16 protein-coding genes are annotated in these 19,357 nt (G+C 45.4%); 13 read left to right on the top strand and 3 right to left on the bottom strand.

Annotated features, from left to right (window positions below; genetic code table 11):
* Nucleotides 1-226: 226 nt before the first annotated feature.
* From DXX93_RS06090 to DXX93_RS06075, 4 genes are all read left to right on the top strand, one after another.
* Nucleotides 227-1,339, top strand: a complete 1,113-nt coding sequence (locus tag DXX93_RS06090; protein WP_116007316.1) for an alkene reductase — start codon at nt 227-229, stop codon at nt 1,337-1,339.
* Nucleotides 1,340-1,344: 5 nt separating this feature from the next.
* Nucleotides 1,345-2,448 carry an alkene reductase gene (locus DXX93_RS06085; protein WP_220347554.1) on the top strand — a complete coding sequence of 368 codons (1,104 nt, stop codon included), beginning with the start codon at nt 1,345-1,347 and terminating at the stop codon, nt 2,446-2,448.
* 547 nt (nt 2,449-2,995) lie between these two features.
* Nucleotides 2,996-4,999 carry a methyl-accepting chemotaxis protein gene (locus DXX93_RS06080; RefSeq protein WP_116007315.1) on the top strand — a complete coding sequence of 668 codons (2,004 nt, stop codon included), beginning with the start codon at nt 2,996-2,998 and terminating at the stop codon, nt 4,997-4,999.
* 287 nt (nt 5,000-5,286) lie between these two features.
* Nucleotides 5,287-5,556 carry a DUF2897 family protein gene (locus DXX93_RS06075; RefSeq protein ID WP_181902158.1) on the top strand — a complete coding sequence of 90 codons (270 nt, stop codon included), beginning with the start codon at nt 5,287-5,289 and terminating at the stop codon, nt 5,554-5,556.
* A 104-nt stretch (nt 5,557-5,660) separates the two neighbouring features.
* Here the strand turns inward: DXX93_RS06075 and ppiC are convergent, their stop codons facing one another.
* Nucleotides 5,661-5,939: a peptidylprolyl isomerase PpiC gene (ppiC, locus tag DXX93_RS06070; RefSeq protein ID WP_116007313.1), complete on the bottom strand. Its 279-nt coding sequence runs from the start codon at nt 5,937-5,939 to the stop codon at nt 5,661-5,663.
* A gap of 138 nt (nt 5,940-6,077) precedes the next feature.
* Here ppiC and can point away from each other — a divergent pair, with 138 nt between their 5' ends.
* On the top strand, nt 6,078-6,677 hold the full coding sequence (can, locus tag DXX93_RS06065; protein ID WP_116007312.1) for a carbonate dehydratase: 600 nt from the start codon (nt 6,078-6,080) through the stop codon (nt 6,675-6,677).
* A 108-nt stretch (nt 6,678-6,785) separates the two neighbouring features.
* Here the strand turns inward: can and DXX93_RS06060 are convergent, their stop codons facing one another.
* Together DXX93_RS06060 and DXX93_RS06055 are read right to left on the bottom strand one after the other, a co-directional pair.
* Entirely contained in the window at nt 6,786-9,173 is a 2,388-nt protein-coding gene (locus DXX93_RS06060) for an ATP-binding protein (RefSeq protein WP_116007311.1), read from the bottom strand.
* 207 nt (nt 9,174-9,380) lie between these two features.
* Entirely contained in the window at nt 9,381-9,863 is a 483-nt protein-coding gene (locus DXX93_RS06055; protein WP_116007310.1) for a zinc ribbon-containing protein, read from the bottom strand.
* Between the two features lie 323 nt (nt 9,864-10,186).
* On the opposite strand from DXX93_RS06055, the gene leuS reads away from it, so the two are divergent.
* The 8 genes from leuS (at nt 10,187) to rodA (ending at nt 19,351) form a co-directional block, all read left to right on the top strand.
* Entirely contained in the window at nt 10,187-12,787 is a 2,601-nt protein-coding gene (leuS, locus tag DXX93_RS06050) for a leucine--tRNA ligase (RefSeq protein ID WP_116007309.1), read from the top strand.
* Nucleotides 12,788-12,905: 118 nt separating this feature from the next.
* Complete coding sequence (locus tag DXX93_RS06045) at nt 12,906-13,406, top strand: LPS-assembly lipoprotein LptE (RefSeq protein WP_116007308.1); 501 nt, start codon at nt 12,906-12,908, stop codon at nt 13,404-13,406.
* Nucleotides 13,407-13,438: 32 nt separating this feature from the next.
* Nucleotides 13,439-14,479, top strand: a complete 1,041-nt coding sequence (gene holA, locus DXX93_RS06040) for a DNA polymerase III subunit delta (RefSeq protein ID WP_116007307.1) — start codon at nt 13,439-13,441, stop codon at nt 14,477-14,479.
* Nucleotides 14,472-15,176, top strand: coding sequence for a nicotinate-nucleotide adenylyltransferase (nadD, locus tag DXX93_RS06035; RefSeq protein WP_116007306.1), 705 nt, complete (start codon nt 14,472-14,474; stop codon nt 15,174-15,176). Before holA ends, nadD begins: the two co-directional genes overlap by 8 nt.
* Before the next feature lie 184 nt (nt 15,177-15,360).
* Entirely contained in the window at nt 15,361-15,681 is a 321-nt protein-coding gene (gene rsfS / locus DXX93_RS06030; RefSeq protein ID WP_116007305.1) for a ribosome silencing factor, read from the top strand.
* 23 nt (nt 15,682-15,704) lie between these two features.
* The gene (gene rlmH / locus DXX93_RS06025) at nt 15,705-16,175 is read left to right on the top strand and encodes a 23S rRNA (pseudouridine(1915)-N(3))-methyltransferase RlmH (protein ID WP_116007304.1); all 471 of its coding nucleotides are present in this window, start codon (nt 15,705-15,707) and stop codon (nt 16,173-16,175) included.
* 84 nt (nt 16,176-16,259) lie between these two features.
* Nucleotides 16,260-18,233, top strand: a complete 1,974-nt coding sequence (mrdA, locus tag DXX93_RS06020) for a penicillin-binding protein 2 (RefSeq protein WP_116007303.1) — start codon at nt 16,260-16,262, stop codon at nt 18,231-18,233.
* On the top strand, nt 18,233-19,351 hold the full coding sequence (rodA, locus tag DXX93_RS06015; protein ID WP_116007302.1) for a rod shape-determining protein RodA: 1,119 nt from the start codon (nt 18,233-18,235) through the stop codon (nt 19,349-19,351). Before mrdA ends, rodA begins: the two co-directional genes overlap by 1 nt.
* Nucleotides 19,352-19,357 lie beyond the last annotated feature (6 nt).

The raw sequence follows: 19,357 nt of genomic DNA, 5'->3' as shown, positions 1-19,357 counted from the left end.
GCGCGTTTGGGTAAAAGCGTTTGCCCATCGTGCTGCCCCCCTTGATCACTCTCCCCATTACGATTCTTCATCATAGTAAAAGATGGCAACAACACCGCTAAATTATTTCACTTTTAACAAATATCATTTGTTATTTTTGCACTCAATCTAGTCAAACTGCCTTGCTAAGATACGCGCCACTTAACTTACTTTCTTCACATTTTGCACAATGTAGCGAGGCACAGCCATGACAGACGCTTTATTCCAGCCTATTAAATTAGGCAAATTAACGCTTAACAATCGCATTGTAATGCCCCCGATGACCCGCTCGCGCGCCAGTCAACCTGACGATGCAGCTAACGATCTAATGGCGACATATTACGCCCAGCGAGCCAGCGCTGGTCTTATCGTCACCGAAGGCACACAAATCTCCCCTATGGGTAAAGGCTACGCTTGGACACCGGGCATTTACAGCGAAGCACAGATCGCTGGTTGGCAAAAAGTCACAGACGCCGTACACGCTAAAGGGGGCACTATTTTTGCGCAGCTTTGGCACGTTGGCCGTGTTAGCCACCCAGATAATATCGGTGGCAAGCAACCAATCTCATCATCAGCGATTCAAGCAGAAAACGTTAAAGTGTTTGTTGACAATGGCACAGATGAACCGGGTTTTGTTGATGTGGTTGAACCACGTGAAATGACCCATGACGATATCAAACAAGTCATTGAGCAATATCGACAAGCCGCGCTTAATGCGATTGAAGCGGGCTTTGATGGCATCGAATTACACGCCGCGAATGGTTATTTGATCAACCAGTTTATTGATTCAGAATCCAACAAGCGCACTGACGAATACGGGGGTTGTCTTGAGAATCGTTTGCGCTTTTTAGACGAAGTGGTTAGCGCTATAACCGATGCCATCGGCGCTGATCGCGTTGGTGTGCGCTTAGCGCCACTCACTACCCTTAATGGCACTGTTGATAGCGACCCGATTACTACCTACACCGCAGCAGCTGCGCTGCTCAACAAACACAACATTGTTTACTTGCACATTGCCGAAGTAGACTGGGATGACGCGCCAGAGACCCCATTGTCGTTTAAACAAGCGTTGCGCGAAGCATTTACCGGCACCTTGATTTACGCAGGCCGCTACAACAGTGAAAAAGCGGCAGCGGCAATCAATCAGGGGCTTGCAGATATGATCGGCTTTGGTCGTCCGTTTGTGTCAAACCCTGATTTACCAGCACGTATTAAACATGGTTACCCAATTGCCCCACATGTGCCTGAAACGCTGTTTGGCCGAGGCGCACAAGGCTTAATTGATTACCCAAGTTACCAAATGCCTGAGCAAGCGGAGTAATAACCATGATTTTCCAAGATTTTGAGCATCAATCACTAAGTTTAACCAATCGCATCGCCATGGCGCCTATGACGCGCTCACGCGCTACTCAGCCCGGTGATATTCCCAATGAGCTAATGGCAGAATATTATGGACAGCGCGCCACGGCGGGACTCATTGTTACCGAAGGCACACCGATATCTCAAGTGGGTCGTGGTTATTCCATGACACCGGGAATTTATACAGCTGAACAAATCGCTGGCTGGCGAAAAGTCACCAAGGCTATTCACGAAAAAGGCGGTAAAGTTTTTGTTCAGCTTTGGCATGTCGGCAGACGCAGTCATTCCAGTATTTCTGGTCAGCAGCCGCTGGCACCATCGGCAATCACAGTGCCGGACCAAGTATTCGGCCCGTTGCCGTCGGGTGGCTTTGGCATGATAGAAACCGAGCAGCCAAAAGCCATGACACAGCAAGATATCGACAACACCATCGCTGACTTTGTCCAAGCAGCCAAAAATGCTATGGCAGCAGGTTTTGACGGTGTTGAAATTCATGCCGCCCACGGTTATTTATTTGATACTTTCTTACGTCTAGAGAGTAACCTGCGTGATGATAAATATGGTGGCAGCCAGACAAACCGGATGCGCTTTTTACTTGAGACTTTATCTGCCGTAGGTAATGAGATTGGCAGTGAAAGAGTCGCCGTACGACTATCACCACATGTGATTGAAGGCTTTGCTGAACAAGACCCAGAGCTGGTGCCATTAACGTTAAAAATGCTAGAAAAATTGCAGCCAATGAATTTAGCTTATGTGCACTTTTCCGAAAATATTTCCCGTTACCAAACAGTGCCGGAGTCATTTCGCCAGCAGGTACGTGAAGTCTACCAAAACCCAATTATGGTCGCAGGCAAGCTCGATAAAGACAAAGCTCAGACACTACTAACCAAAGGCTATGCTGATTTAGTGGCCTTTGGTACGCCGTTTGTCACTAATCCTGATTTAGTTGCGCGCTTTGAAAACAGCTGGCCATTGGCGGAATTTGATGCCGATGCTCGCTTAACCTTATATGGTGGTTCAGCTCAAGGCTATACTGACTATCAAGGTTATGCATCAAGTGCTCAGCTATAACCCAAAGACCAGCCGTAGTTAACAAACATTGAAACGCGTTCCTTTAAAACGCAAAGCGCAGCTATATCAGCATTACCGCTGATGTAGCTGTTATCGACTAACAAATAATTCAGTACGCTATTACGCGCACAGTTACTCTCCTAGCCCTCAGCTATTCTGCAAACTCTTTATTACCCAACAGACAATTTTGACCATCCTTTCTCGTACCTTAAAACGGCATTCATCGCCTTGTTCAAGGCAAAACTAAAGTCACCTTAATCGTGATTTATTGCCACTTGAAAACCATCCCGTACGCCTATTTCTCTGCTCACTTTTTAATTGGTGAAAACTCGTCTCAAAAGGTGGTTAGTACACAAAACCCCATTAAAAATGCAGTAAAAACAACGATAAATTCATCAGGCTAAATTTTCTGGTCTACACTCAATTTGATAGCTAAAGCATACACCGCAAGGTGCTTATGGCTTAGCTCGTTAAATTCGTTAGATCATCAAAGTATTGAGTTTGCCTTTTCAAAGCAAAGGACCTGTTGAGTAGAAGGAAGTCATCTATGAAAAAACTACTGAGTAAATTATCTATTGTACAAGTTTCACTGATAAGCTCAGCTATTCTTACCCTTTTCGTATTAACCTTACTTAGCCAAAACCTGTTAAACAAATGGCACGAAGTTGACACCATTGACGGTGACATTAGGTTAATTCAGTTGTTAGATGCGCTCGAAAAAGTTGCCCATCACCACGCTGTTGAACGCGGTTTAACAGCAGGCTTTTTAGGGACTAGCGAAGCCTCTGCCATGCAAACCGCTAAACAAAAAGTTGATACCCAGCGTCAAAAAGCAGATCAAGCCATTAATAACCTCAAGGCAATTCAAGCTGATGTTGATGGCATCAGTGATAAAATCAGCCAAAACCTGACTATTTTATATAGCCACGAAGCAGGCAAAGCGAGCTTGCGTCGTCAAGTGGATGCCCGTAATGCGCCAAATGCATTCACCTACTACAGTACCCTGAACAAAATCGCGATTGATTTAGCATCCAGCCTAAAAAATCAAATTAAACACCCACAACTTGCCGAAGCGTTAAGCGCAGCATTCCTTTTTGCTCAGTACAAGGAAAGACTTGGCCAAAATCGCGGTAAAATTAACGGTGTACTCGCCAAGCAACAAATAAGTGGCGCAGCGAAAGCCGATATTGCTTCCTACAATGCCGAGATGAAATTGCTTAATGATTATCTGATGGCCAGTTTGTTGGGTTTACCTGAGCAGCGCACGTTTAGCGAAATCTGGCGTGCAAATGAGTCGAACCGTATAAAATCAATTACAGACCAATTACTGACAAGCACTACACCTGATTTTAGCACTTTGCCATCAGCGTCTGAGTGGTTCCCTATGGCCACCAAGCAAATTGGCCAGATCAAGGCCATGCTCGATAACCAATGGCAAAGTATTCAAGCCAACGGCGCAGAAATACGTGCTAGTGCCGAAAATGATTTGATGATGACCATTACAGCATTCATCGCAACCGTCATCATTATCGTTTTGTTAAACCTGTACCTATTTTCAAGCTTGCGCAGCCAATTGGGCTACCTGACTAAAATGCTGAAAAAGGCAGAGCGTGGCGACTTAACGGTAGAGCTAAGACTGGAGACCAAAGACGAACTAGGGGAAATTTCTGGCGCGATACACAATACGGTTTATGCCTTCAAGGCATTGATGTTAGGTGTAGATAAGTCAGTAAAATCAGGGACTCGGCTCAATAACAGCATGAATGAAAAAACCCAGCTGGTGCTGGCAGAGTCCGTTAAAACGCAGTCAATGGCGACCAATATCGCCAGCGCGATTGAAGAGATGGCGGCGACCAGTCGAGAAATAGCACAAGCAGCCACGGATACACTCAATGCGAGCGACTCACTAAATCAGCAAGCACAACAACTGATTGACGATAATAAAACCAGCCAAGCCTCAATTAACGATTTAACCATCAGTATGGGAACGGTAGAGTCGCTCGCGAGTAAAATGGAGCAACAGGTCTCCAGTATTTCACTTATTCTTGACTCAATTAGTAGTATTGCCGAGCAAACTAACTTGCTGGCACTCAATGCCGCCATTGAGGCAGCTCGTGCGGGTGAACATGGTCGAGGCTTTGCGGTGGTCGCCGATGAAGTGCGAAGTTTAGCCGGAAACAGTAAGGAATCTTCCGAGAAAATCGCGGCTTTGCTAGGAGAATTACAAAACATTAGTGACGAAGTGATGCAATCGATTAGCAACAGCACAGGTTTATCTAAAACGGCGTTGGAGAAATTTGAACAAGCCAAAGGGGTCTCAGAGCAAGTGCACTTGCAAAGCCGTCAATTGGAATCGCTTGCGATGAATGTTTCTTCTGCAGCTGAGCAGCAATCAAGCGTTGCCGCCAATATTGCCACAGACGCTACCAATGTGCTTGATTACGCCAACCATGAATTAGAGGCATCGCAAGAGCTGGAGCTCATTTTTGAAGATATGAAGTTGAACGCAGAAACGCTGCAAAACACCATGAATAACTTTACATTTAAATAACCCCAATGACTATGCAGTAACGCTATTTACGTCGCAGGCTCATCAACCGCATTAACTGACGTTGCCATTTGTGATGCGAGTTGATTCGAGCCTGCACTCAACTTAACACCATCGACTCGTTAATAGTTTACTTGTAACTTGCGCCAAATCAGCAATTAACATGCTGATTCGGTTAGCAGTGCCGGCTGCGTTGTCACCGTTGAATGAGCCATCGAGCGCCACGAATAATAATCTACCTTTTAATCTCCCTAACATTTATTCATGCCAATTTATTATTGTTACGCCCAATGGCTACCAAGCTAGCGATAATTCAGGTATTTTGCTTTAACTATTTAGCGAATAAAGCGAACAGGAACGTGACGATAGGACAATTATTTATTGTTGTGATTGCAATTGGCACCGTTATCGCTGCCGTACTATTGATAAAGCAATCAGCAACAAAATTTCACTTAACCGACGAGCAAAAAGCAAAAGTTAAAGCTCGCCAAGCCGAGCTTGAGCAAGAAGAGAGGGAGCTTGATTTAAAACAGAGAGGGCTAGATCAAGAAGAAAAATAGCAAGAAAAAGTTGAGCTAAGCGGCTTACTTGTCAATTGAGCTTTGTCAGAAAGGGCAAGGTCAGAAAGGGCAAGCAAGCCTAATTAAGGGTGAGCGAGTAAAGTTTAACTGCGATAAATGGTTTGAATTAAATGAAAACCAAATCGAGTTTTCACTGGCCCATGAATTTTTAGTACGTCTTTTTTAAATACCACATCGTCGAATGCTTTAACCATTTGCCCACGGCGAAACTCACCGAGGTCACCACCGCGCTTGCCTGATGGGCAAGTTGAGTGCTTTTTGGCTAACTTAGCAAAGTCAGCGCCTTTGTCTAATTGCTGCTTTAATTTTTCTGCTAAAGCTTTGTCTTTTACTAAAATATGTCGAGCTGAAGCTGTTGCCATCACTTTTCTCTATCAATTTACAATGGCGCTAATTGTAAACCGAAAAGAGGTCAAACAACTAATTCAACCACTTACCTTGCAGACTTGTGTTAGGCTGTTGTTAAGTTTTTATCTTATTTAAAATTATAATAATTAACTATGAGCGCCATCGAACACCTTTTTAGCAAAAACCAAACATGGGCAGATAAAATTCGTGAACAAGCCCCCGATTTTTTTGAGCAATTGTCGAAGCAGCAATCGCCAGAATATTTGTGGATTGGCTGTTCAGATTCTCGTGTTCCCGCCAACCAGTTATTAGGCTTGGCACCGGGTGAAGTATTTGTGCATCGCAATATTGCCAACCAAGTAGTACACACTGACCTCAACTGCTTATCGGTAATGCAATACGCCATTGAAGTATTGAAAGTAAAGCATGTAATCGTATGTGGTCACTATGGCTGTGGTGGTGTTATGGCGTCGATGGACGATGAACCTAGAGGCTTAATCGATAACTGGCTGCGCCATTTAAAAGATGTTTATCGATTCCACAAAGATAAAGTTGATGCCGTCACCGATCAAAACGAAAAATTTAACTTAATGTGCGAGCTTAACGTGGTTGAACAAGTCGCTAACGTTGCTAATTCCAGTATCGTTAAAAAAGCATGGGCCAATGGTCAGGAGCTAACGGTTCACGGTTTTGTTTACAATCTTAAAGACGGTATTTTAAAAGATATGGAAGTGTCGGTAGACGGTAAATAACTGCTAGTGGCTTAATTAACGCCTCAATTAATACCTTAACTAAAGTCTTAACAAATAAAATAGCCAGCAATTGCTGGCTATTTTATTTGAACTGGCTAATTGGCAAGCTTACTCTTCCGAGCCTTCTAAAATATCGGCAAACTTATTAAGCTTTTCCAACGCTAAACCGTGGATCGATTTACGCGGGTAACGACCTGTGCGATTGATTTCGCCAGCAGGTGTCGCCATCAAAATCTCCAACGCTTGATCGATGCAATCAACCGCATAGATAGCAAATTTACCCTCTTTGACCGCATCAATCACATCTTGCTCTAACATCAGGTTAATCACGTTAGTGCGCGGGATGATCACCCCTTGCTTGCCCGTTAATCCCTTGTCTTTACAAAGGCGATAAAAACCTTCGATTTTTTCGTTAACCCCACCGACCGACTGCACTTCACCGTGTTGGTTAATTGAACCAGTAATAGCAATGCTTTGTTCAATTGGCAGTTGCGTGATTGCGGAAATTAGCACACAAAGCTCGGCCATTGAGGCACTATCGCCATCGATATGGCCATACGATTGTTCAATCGCAATATTGGCAGAAATCGAGACAGGAAATTCTTGACCGTACTTATGACCGAGATATCCCGTTAGTAGCAATACCCCTTTTGAGTGAATTGATTTACCTAAATCTACCTCACGCTCAATATCGGTTACGCCATTACTGCCCGCATAAACGGTTGCCGTAATGCGCGCTGGCGTACCAAACACACTGTCGCCAATCTCCAGTACAGTTAACCCGTTCACCTTGCCGACATTCTGCCCTTCGGTGTTGATCAGCACTTGGCGCTCTTTAATTTCGCTTAACCAAGTTTCACTTAAACGGCCCGTGCGGCGCTGTTTAGCCGCTAACGCTAACTTGACGAATTCAGCCGTGAGCGTGCTTTCCAGCGTTTGTTTTCGCCAACAATAAACGGCTTCGTCCAGTAAATCATTGATTTGTACAATATTGGCGGAAATCTTGTGTTGGTGTTCCGCGCGGCGCAGCGCATAGCGCACTAACTCGACAATCGCCTCATCCAGCACTTCTGGGTAATCGTTTTGCTTTGCTCGACGACGAATTAAATTGCCATAGGCTTTCAAACTCGCATGATTATTATCGATATGGCGATCAAAATCGGCCAGCACGCGAAATAGCTCAGTAAATTCCTGATCATACTCTTGCAGCATGTAATAAACATCTGAACTGCCGAGCAAAATCACTTTCACATTAAGCGGTATTTTTTGCGGCTGTAGGGTTACCGTCGCGCTCGCGCCCATTTCCGAGTAGGGGGTTTCGATCGCCAACTTTTGCGTTTTTAACGCGAGCTTTAAGCGCGACCACACCAATGGCTGATTGAGTAGCTTATCGGCATCTAAAATTAAGTAACCGCCGTTGGCCTTGTGCAATGCCCCTGGGCGAATTTGGCGATAGCTGGTGTAGGTTGCCCCTTGGAATGTAGAAAAATCGATATGACCAAACAAGTTTTGGAACGTTGGATTTTGCTCGTACACCACAGGTGCGCCTTCATCAGGCTTGCGCGACACCAGCAGGTTTGGCAAAAAGTGTTCAACTAACAATTTGCGATTGTCTTTGTCGTTGGTGTTTTCCGCGCTTTCATCGGCCAGCACTTCCAGTACTGTGTCTACTGCGTGTTCTTTTAACTTGCTCAGGTATTTAAGCACACCAATATTACTGGCAAACTCGTGCTCTAGTTCTTTGATTAATGGGCGAATGCTGTGATCAGCCGTCTCAAACTTGAGCTTTCTCAGTTTATTTGACGATTCGCGCTTCCACAGTGGCAGTTCAATCAACTGCTCCGATAATAAAGTCTCCAGCGCCGCGAGAATTTTATAAAATTCAGTGCGCTTTTCTTCTGAAAGGTTCGCGAATTCTTTATCGTTTACGGGTTTACCGTCCACCAATGGCGAAAAACCAATCTCGCCGCCCTCTTCGTGTAGCACCACGCTATGGCTCAGCGCGGTTTGCTCAACCGTGCCAATCGCTTCATCATATTTTTGATTAAACTCGCGATCGATCGCCGCCTTTTGACGTTGATATCCTGGGTTATCAAAAATTTCCGGAAATAGCGCCATTAGCTCATCAATAAAGGTATTGATACGCGCCAATAATTGTTTGCCATCGCCCGGGCTAACATACAAGCGATAAGGAGCGTGGTTATCATCAAAATTATTGATATAACACCACTCAGAAGGCGTGGTTTGCTCACCTGCGACTTCGTTTAGCATTTGTTTGATCAAGGTTTGTCGGCCGGTACCGTGATCGCCCATCGCGAAGACATTAAAGCCAATGGCTTCCATTGATAAACCAAACTCCAACGCCTCTTTTGCACGTTCGTGCCCGACAAAGGGCTGGCGCTCAATGGCGCGCTCAGAGCTGATAAACATCGCCTCTGATAAATTGGCAGTTAATTGGTTTGGTTTTAGCAGGCAGCTAACAGCGGATAAACTCATGCAGGAACTCAAATGAAACGTGTTCAAATTTTGTTAGTATTATCGCCAGTTTACTCGCTTGCCTGCCAAGAGCAAAGGTAATTTACCCTTGGCTTTGACAGGTGGTTACTTATCAACCAACGCAATCTAGTTAGCAGCAATTTAACCCCGCCCTATCTGCACTAGAAAGTAAGTTTCATTTACTTGAACAATCCTCTTTACCGAAAACTAAGGAGATAGCGGCTGTCGATAAAACTTATCGTGCCCACACTTGGCACAATCGGCGACTTGCGAGAAATGAGAAATCGTCAGCGATGCTTCACATTGCCGACAAACCAATACGCCAAAGCCAATATAATCGCCAGTTTGATAGACGCCGTGATGAGCAAAATCGTCCGGCAATTCCGCCCATTCTATTTGTGATTTATCCGCCGCTTTTGCCACTGAATCCCACCAAGTCTCGTTAAGTAATCCCAAATACACTGAATTTGCCGAGTCTTGCTGCCATTGCTCGGTAAACTCTTTTAAATCGTAGCTTAGATTATCGACAAACTGGCCAACACGCTCTTGTGATAAACTTTCCGCTGCATGTGCTAGCGCTTTCGCTTCTTCGACGACATCAATTAACTGGCGCACTTCGTGTTGCTGAATATCTTGCAGCCAATTGGTAAGCTTTTGATAGATAGTATCTAGTTGGTTGTGTTCAGCCATCACCACTCCTCAATCAATCACCCTGACAATTACCTATGAGTATAGACAGCAGACTAAATTCTTGTATTTTCAGGTAACTCACAAGGGCGCTGTGAGCGGCTCAAATAACCGGATTAAACTTGTTGTTTCCTAGCAGGATAAGGTATTCTATGCGGCAAAATTTAACACGCCGCCAATGCCGCCATTTAAAGCACGATTAAATAGTAATTTAACGCTTGTTTACTTGACATTAGTTACTTTCCGTTAGTTAGCGAAAAAGTAACCATACAAGGCTGCGGATTAAGGCTTAGGCACCCTCTTCTGAGTATTTGAGAAATTAATTGATGGAATCCACATACAATCCCCAATCGATTGAAGCAGAAGTTCAGCAGTTCTGGACTGACAACAAAACCTTTAAAGCACAAGAAAAGCCAGGCAAAGAGAAATTCTACTGCCTGTCTATGTTCCCATACCCTAGCGGTCGCCTGCACATGGGTCACGTGCGCAACTACAGCTTGGGTGATGTAATTTCTCGCTACCAACGTATGCAAGGTAAAAACGTCTTACAACCTATGGGTTGGGATGCCTTTGGTTTACCAGCAGAAAACGCAGCGATCAAAAACAACTCAGCACCTGCAAAGTGGACTTACCAAAACATTGATTATATGCGCGGTCAACTGCAATCTCTGGGTTTTGGCTACGACTGGGATCGCGAATTCGCTACGTGTCAAAAAGATTACTACCGCTGGGAACAGTGGTTCTTCACTAAGCTTTATGAAAAAGGCTTAGTTTACAAGAAAAACGCCACCGTAAACTGGGATCCAGTGGACCAAACCGTGTTGGCTAACGAACAAGTCATCGACGGTCGTGGCTGGCGCTCAGGTGCTATCGTTGAGCGCAAAGAAATTCCACAGTGGTTTATCAAGATCACAGATTACGCCGAAGAGTTATTAAACGACTTAGATCAGCTAGAAGGCTGGCCTGAGCAAGTTAAAACCATGCAGCGCAACTGGATTGGTCGCTCTGAAGGTGTGGAAATGACTTTTGCTGTCGCGGACAATGATGGCCAAGCATCGGACGAAAGCTTTGATATCTACACCACGCGCCCAGACACTATCATGGGTGTCACTTATGTTGCCCTAGCAGCGCAACACCCATTGTCTGTCAAAGCGGCAGAAAAAAATCCTGCACTGGCTGAATTTATCGCCGAAGTTAAAGCGAGCAAGCTGTCTGAAGCCGATATGGCAACGGTTGAGAAAAAAGGTGTTGATACTGGCCTTAAAGCAATCCATCCATTAACAGGCAAACTAGTACCTGTATGGGCGGCTAACTTTGTACTAATGGATTACGGCTCAGGCGCAGTAATGTCAGTACCTGGTCACGACCAACGTGACTTTGAATTTGCGACTAAGTACGGCCTAGAAATTGCGCAAGTCATTACTGGTGGTGAAGAAGACGATATCAGCAAAGCGGCCATCACCGAAAAAGGTGCCTTAATTAACTCTGGCGAGTTTGATGGTTTATCGTTTGATGAAGCCTTTAAAGCAGTAGCCGCTAAGCTTGAATCACTAGGTAAAGGTAAGATCACGGTGAACTACCGCTTACGCGATTGGGGTGTATCACGCCAACGCTACTGGGGCGCGCCAATTCCGATGATTAACCTAGCCAATGGTGAATCTGTACCCGTGCCAGAAGATCAATTACCGGTTGAGTTACCAGAAGATGTGGTAATGAATGGTGTGACTTCACCAATTAAAGATGATCCAGAGTGGGCGAAAACCACTTACAACGGCGAAGCAGCATTCCGTGAAACCGATACCTTCGATACCTTTATGGAATCATCGTGGTACTACGCGCGCTACTGCTCAACTGATTCAAACGACCAAATGTTAGATCCAGAAAAGGCAAACTACTGGTTACCGGTTGATCAATACATTGGTGGTATTGAGCATGCTATTTTGCACTTATTGTACGCTCGTTTCTTCCATAAATTATTACGTGATGTTGGTCTAGTTGACTCTGACGAGCCATTCAAGAGCTTACTATGTCAAGGTATGGTATTAGCGGAAACCTACTACCGAGAAGGTGCTAACGGCGGCCAAGAGTGGATTGCACCAACAGACGTAGAAGTTGAGCGCGACGAAAAAGGCAAGATCACCGCAGCGAAAAGCAAAATTGATGGCGAGCCAGTGATTTCGGCAGGCATGAGCAAGATGTCAAAGTCGAAAAACAATGGCATTGACCCACAAGCGGTTATCGAGCAATACGGTGCCGATACTGTGCGTTTATTTATTATGTTCACTTCGCCACCAGAGCAAACCTTAGAATGGTCTGACTCAGGTGTGGAAGGCGCGCACCGCTTCCTTAAACGCGTGTGGAAGCTAGCCGCTGATTTCACAGCAGCCGCAACAGCAAGTGACATTGACGCATCAAACGTGAACTTTGCCAGCCAGCACAAAGCACTTCGTCGTGAGCTACACAAAACGATTGCTAAGGTAAGTGATGACATTGGTCGTCGTAACACCTTTAACACGGCTATTGCCGCAGTTATGGAGCTAATGAACCACTTAGCCAAAGCTAAGCTTGAGTCAAACGAAGACTTAGTGGTGATGCAAGAAGCCGTGCGCGCTGTTACCCTAATGCTGGCGCCAATCGTACCGCATTTAAGCCACAAGTTATGGCAAGAAATTGGTGACGGTAGCCAAGTTGAAGACGCACTTTGGCCACAAGTTGATGAAGCTGCACTTGTTGAAGATGAAAAACTGATCATCGTACAAGTGAACGGTAGACTTCGCGCCAAAATCACTGTTGCCGCTGACGCAAGCCAAGAGTCAGTTGAAGCACTGGCCAAAGAAGAAGAAAACGTAGCAAAATTTGTTGAAGACAAAACCGTGCGTAAAGTGATTTATGTACCGGGTAAGCTGTTAAACATTGTAGCTAACTAAAGGTTGCTAACTAAAAGCACTAACTAGCACTATAACAATGCGCCTAACAATAACCCCTTGTTAGGCGCTAATTATTTAATCTTGTCGGGTTCTTTTCGCTTTAGAGTAAGGAAAAATTATGAAGTTATCGTCACGTAAAATAAGCCTGATTGTCGTGTTAAGCATCTTGCTTTCGGCTTGTGGCTTTCGCTTACGCGGTGATTTTCTTTTAGCGCCGGAACTGCAAACCCTTTACGTTAGCTCAGTAGACAAACACGGTGAGCTCACTCGTTTAGTCAAACAACACCTCACCTTAAATCAGGTAAATATTGTAAAAACACCGCGTGCAGAGCTACCTGAATTAAGAATTCTAAAAGATGAGCTAAATCGTCGCACCCTGTCCCTCTTCCCTAACGGCCAAGTCGCAGAATACGAAATTATCTACACGGTTAATTACCAGCTACAAATGGCTAACCAAGAGCCACAGCGCTTTAGCTTTGAGCTATACAGTGATTATCAAGACGATCCCGATCGCACGTTAGCGAAAAGTCGCGAACTTGCGCTACTGTTAAAAGAAATGCGCCAACTTGCCGCAGACCGTATTTTGCGAGAAATGGCGAGTATTCAAGTGAATAGCTAAGCGTTCACCACCAGATACGACGAGATTTACGCTTGCGCATTTACCACAATCAACTCTCACAAACCTTATCACAGCCACTTTCGCCCGTTTGGTTAGTCTTTGGTGACGAGCCTTGGCAAAAAAACGACAGTCTTGCGCAAATTAAAGCCGCTGCCCTGCAGCAAGGTTTTGATGAGTTAATCCGCTTTAGCGTTGATGACAAATTCAGTTGGGACGATGTGCTCAATGAATATAATGCCATGAGTTTGTTTGCCGCGCGCCGTGTCATTGAGCTTGAATTTCTCACCACCAAATTAAACGATAGTGCTACGAAAGCCATCGAATTAATTTGCAGTCAGCTCAGCCCCGATGTCGCTCTGCTTTGCCATGGCGATAAGCTCGATGGCAATGCCACTAAAAAGAAGTGGTTTAAAACGTTAAGTGGTGCTGGTGTCTATTTGCCAATTTATGATCTGGATAGCAAAGGGCTAGCGATGTGGCTTAATCGCCAAGTTCGCCAATACCAGTTAGTCATTGATAAACAAGGACACGAGCTGCTACTGACCATGTTTGAGGGCAATGTTTTAGCGCTTGATCAAGAACTACAAAAACTTTCCATTTTGTTTGGTCAGCAAGCCATTGATTTTGATACGTTATCAGAGCTAATCATCAGTCAAGCTAAGTTCAACCCGTTTGCTTTAGTCGATGCCCTGCTCACTGGCAAGCTTGATCGCTGCGTGACTATGCTTGATCAACAACAGCAAGAAGGCACACCCGCCGCGAAAATTCAGTGGTTTATTAACAAAGAGCTGAACCAACTCAAACAAATGCACTATCAATTGCAAGCAGGTGAAAGCCAACAAGCGGTATTTAAAGCATTTAGAATTTGGGATAAGCGCAAACCGCTTTATCAGCATGCCATCACCAATATGTCGCTCGACAATATATTAGTCGCTATCGCTCGCCTTGCCGATGTCGATTTAGTGAGTAAAACCACCAGTGAATTTAACATTTTTCAATTGCTTGCTGATGTCTGCATTTGTGCGTATCACGGTGAAAAGCTAAAGCCACTCAGCCTAAACTACTATGACTAAGCTGGCATTAGAAAATAACGTAAGCCAGCTCATTTTTGGCGGCACGTTTGACCCCTTCCATTTAGGTCACTTAACGCTTTGCAAGCATATTGCTAGCGATTTAGGCGTCACCCAGATAACACTACTGCCCGCCAATATTCCACCGCATAAAGCCGCAGCCCAAGTAAGCAGCGAGCACCGATTGGCGATGTTGCGCGCCTTGGTTAATAACGAAACCTTATTTAGCCTTGATGACCGCGAACTGCATCGCGACAAGCCCAGTTATACCGTAGACACACTGCAAGAGATGTACGCGCAATCGCCAAATCAAGCGATTAGCTTAATCATAGGTATGGACTCCTTGCTATCTTTCACCCGCTGGCATAGATGGCAAGAAATTATCTCTCAAGTTAATTTAATTGTTTGTACTCGGCCACACTACGTATTGGACAAACAACAATTGGTGGCTGAGCTGCAACAGCGCATCACTGTAAAGTCAGCGCTAAATTTACATAGTGTCGGGCAAATTTACCTAGCACCGCCCCACAATACGGATGTTTCCTCCACATCAATTCGCGCCCTGTTGAGCGGCGCTGACCAAGCAAGTCATGCACTAAGTGATGGGATGCATGGCAATACCAGCCCCAATAAAGCTTACGCCTTACTGCCTGAAAAAATTGCTGACTACATCGCACAACATCAGCTTTATCGTTCATAACACAGTTAAGGGTTATTCGCATTGGGGCTAAATTGGCGCTAACATTGGGGCTAAATAGCTCAGGTGAATAAATTTTCCCCCTGTGACCTTTGAGCGGTTAACGCTCTCTGTAATTAGTGATATTATTAGCGGTTACTAGTTTCGAATATTGTTTTACACTCAATTTCAACCAAGGAAAAATACATTGCAAAGTGAAGCTCTTTCCGCTTTCGTTTATGAAAAAATCGACGATTTAAAAGGCCGTGACATTGTCACTCTCGACATTCAAGACAAGGCCAGTTTTGCAGATTACATGGTAATCGCCTCAGGTAACTCTAACCGACACGTTAAATCTATTGCGCAAAATGTCGCAATGGAATGTCGTGCAGAAGGCATTGAGCCACTGGGTATCGAAGGCAACGACATTGGCGAATGGTCGCTGGTAGATTTAGGCGCCGTTGTCGTACACGTCATGACTGACGAACAACGTGACAAATACCAAATTGAACAACTTTGGCAAGACTAATCCGACAGTAGGCGAACAATTTAATGCGCTTAACGCTATATGCCGTTGGCAACAAAATGCCCGCTTGGGTGACGCAAGGCTTTGAAGAGTACGCTCGCCGCTTTCCCCGTGACCTGAGTTTTCACCTCGTTGAAATTCCTCCCGGTAAGCGCAGTAAGAACGCCGATATCGCTCGTATTCTAGACAAAGAAGGCGAGCAAATGCTGGCCGCTATCCCTAAAGGAAATCGCATTGTCACGCTAGAAGTCACAGGCAAGCCATGGGATACCCCAATGTTAGCCAAACAGCTAGAGCGCTGGCAACACGATGGCCGCGATGTCGCGCTACTCGTTGGTGGGCCAGAAGGCTTAGCCCCCGCTTGTATTGCCGCATCTGAGCAAAAGTGGTCATTATCACCGCTAACGCTACCCCACCCTATGGTGCGAATTATTATTGCTGAAAGCTTGTATCGCGCGTGGAGTGTCAACAACAATCACCCGTATCACAGGGAATAGTTACCGCGCGTAGCAAAGAGCACTAATGATGAGAGAAGTTGCAAGTTTAGTCACGGGTTTAGCAGCAAGGATTGAACAAGGCTAATGGTCAGACGTAAGCGCGTATCCATTCGCAATCACAGCGCAGAGGCGAACCTATTTGCCAGACGCGCTTTTATTGCCTTGATTGGTGTAGTGATCATGTTGGTTATTTTGTTTACCAATGTGTATAACTCGCAAGTTAACTCGTTTGAAAAGTATCAAACTCGCTCCAATAGCAACCGTATCAAGCTCTTGCCAGTCGCGCCCAATCGCGGCCAAATATACGATCGCAACGGGGTTTTACTGGCCGAAAACAAGCCGGTTTACAGCTTAGAGATCATCCCCGAACAAGTGGAAGATATTGAAGCTACGATTGCTGATGTGAGTGAGCTACTGAGTATTAGCGAAGAAAAACAAGCTAAGTTTTTCAAAGCACTACGGGGTAAGCGCCGTTTTAAGCCAGTTGAATTGCAATCGCGTTTAAGCGACCAACAGGTTGCGCTTTTTTCCGTTAATCAACACAAGTACCCTGGCGTGTTTATCGACGCCCGCCTGAAACGTTACTACCCATTTGGCGATTTAACGACGCACAATCTAGGCTATGTTGCGAAAATTAATCGCAAAGATGCCCAACGTCTTGAAGCAGATGGCAAATCAGAAAATTACGCGGCGACCCGTGAAATCGGTAAACTCGGCCTAGAAAAATACTACGAAGACACCCTGCACGGCACCATCGGCCATCAAGAAGTGGAAGTAAACAACCAAGGGCGCGTGATTCGCACCTTAGATTTTACCCCGCCAATTCCCGGCCAAGATTTAACCTTGACCTTAGACATTGAACTGCAAATGATCGCCAAACGGGCATTGGCAGGAAAACGCGGCTCTGTGGTCGCCATTGACCCACGAGATGGTGGCGTATTGGCCATGTATTCCAACCCCAGTTACGACGGTAACTTGTTTGTCCATGGCATCAGTTCGAAAAACTATCGCAAACTACTCGACTCAAAAGACTTGCCACTGATTAATCGCAGTGTACAAGGCTATCCACCAGCATCGACGGTAAAACCATTCTTAGCACTACTTGGTTTAGAACAGGGAGTTATTACCCCGGAAACGCGCATTTGGGATCCCGGTTGGTATCAGCTTAAAGGGGTTGATCATAAATACCGTGACTGGAAAAAATGGGGGCATGGCTGGGTCGATTTAACCAAGGCAATCGAGCAGTCGTGTAACGTGTATTTTTACGACTTAGCGTACAAGCTTGGCATTACCAAAATTAGCGAAATGATGGATAAGTTTGGCTTTGGTGAACGCACAGGCATTGATATTCACGAAGAAAGCAGTGGTATTTTGCCAAGCGTTGGCTGGAAACGCGCTCGCTTCAATCAAAATTGGTACACTGGCGAAACGCTATCGGTTGGCATTGGCCAAAGCTACTGGACAGTCACCCCACTGCAATTAGCGCAAGCAACATCTGTGCTGGTTAACAAAGGGGAAATTAAAAAGCCTCACTTGCTAAAAGCCAGCTCACAAACCACCTTCACACAAAGTGAGGATAAAAACTACGTGACGGTGAGTGCTCAACCCTATGAGCTAGAAGAATACCCGCCCATTGCCTTGAATAACCCTGATAATTGGCAACTGGTGCTGGATGCTATGCACTCAACGGTACAGAGGAAAGGCGCAACGGGCCACACAGCCTTTATCGATCACCAATACGATGCGGCAGGTAAAACTGGCTCTGCGCAAGTGGCGCGCATTGCGCAAGATGAAAAGTACGACGCCGAGAAAACGCAAGAGCGCAAGCGTGACAATGCCATGTTTATTGCTTTCGCTCCTTTTGATAAGCCAGAAATTGTCGTGTCGGTAGCGATTGAAAACGTTGCCAAAGGCGGTGGGGCGACCAATGCCGCGCCAGTTGCACGACAAATTATGGATCAATACTTTGGTAATCGCGTTATCACTAGCGAGTACACCAGTGAGGAACACCCACTTCACGACGAACACTTTACCGTTTCCACTGACGAGGCCGATTAATGCGATCAACGGGGCAAGATCAAGCCAAAAAGCTCGATATTTGGCAGAAGCTGCACATAGATTTCCCCTTACTGTTGGGCTTACTCAGCCTAATGACACTTGGCTTGTTCGTGGTATACAGCGCTGGTGGGCAAGACCTTGATTTAGTCATTCGCCAAGGGGTACGACTGGGTGTTGCCTTATTAGTTATGGTTATTGTTGCGCAAATCCCACCACAAGTGTATTTCAAATGGGCGGTCCCCACCTTTGTGGTTGGCTTGGGCTTACTCATCGCCGTATTATTGGTCGGTACTGTTGGTAAAGGTGCACAGCGTTGGCTAAACCTTGGTTTTATGCAATTTCAACCGTCAGAGGTTATGAAGCTCATTGTGCCGATTACCATTGCATGGTTTATCAGCCAATATGATTTACCGGCAAAGCTAGGCAATATCGTTGTCGCCTTTATGCTGGTGCTTATTCCAACACTACTCATTGCTAAACAACCTGATTTAGGCACCTCTTTACTTATCGCCAGTTCCGGTATCTTTGTCATTTTTCTTGCCGGTGCCAGTTGGCGACTTATCGGTACCTGCGTCGGTTTGGCCTCTGCCTTTACCCCCATTTTATGGATGTTTTTGATGAAAGATTATCAAAAACAACGGGTACTGACCTTTCTCGATCCAGAAAAAGACCCATTGGGCAGCGGCTACCATATTATTCAATCAAAAATCGCCATCGGCTCAGGTGGTATGTACGGTAAAGGTTGGCTGCAAGGTACTCAATCACAACTAGAGTTTTTGCCAGAGCGCCATACCGATTTTATCTTCTCAGTATTTAGTGAGGAGTTTGGCCTCGTCGGGGTTATTGCTCTGCTGCTGGTGTATTTAGCGATTGTGATGCGCGGCCTGTGGATTGCAGTGAATGCTCAAGAAGCCTTTACTAAGCTGCTCGCTGGCAGTATTACCCTGACCTTTTTTGTTTATGTATTTGTCAACATAGGCATGGTCTCGGGCTTACTGCCTGTGGTTGGTGTACCACTGCCGCTAGTCAGCTATGGCGGCACGTCAATGGTGACATTAATGGCCGGCTTTGGCATTCTTATGGCAATCGGAACGCATCGCCGTTTTAATGCGCAGTGATAGCCA

Source organism: Thalassotalea euphylliae (genome assembly GCF_003390335.1).
Taxonomy (GTDB): domain Bacteria; phylum Pseudomonadota; class Gammaproteobacteria; order Enterobacterales; family Alteromonadaceae; genus Thalassotalea_F; species Thalassotalea_F euphylliae_B.
This window is presented reverse-complemented; position numbering and strand designations above follow the sequence as displayed.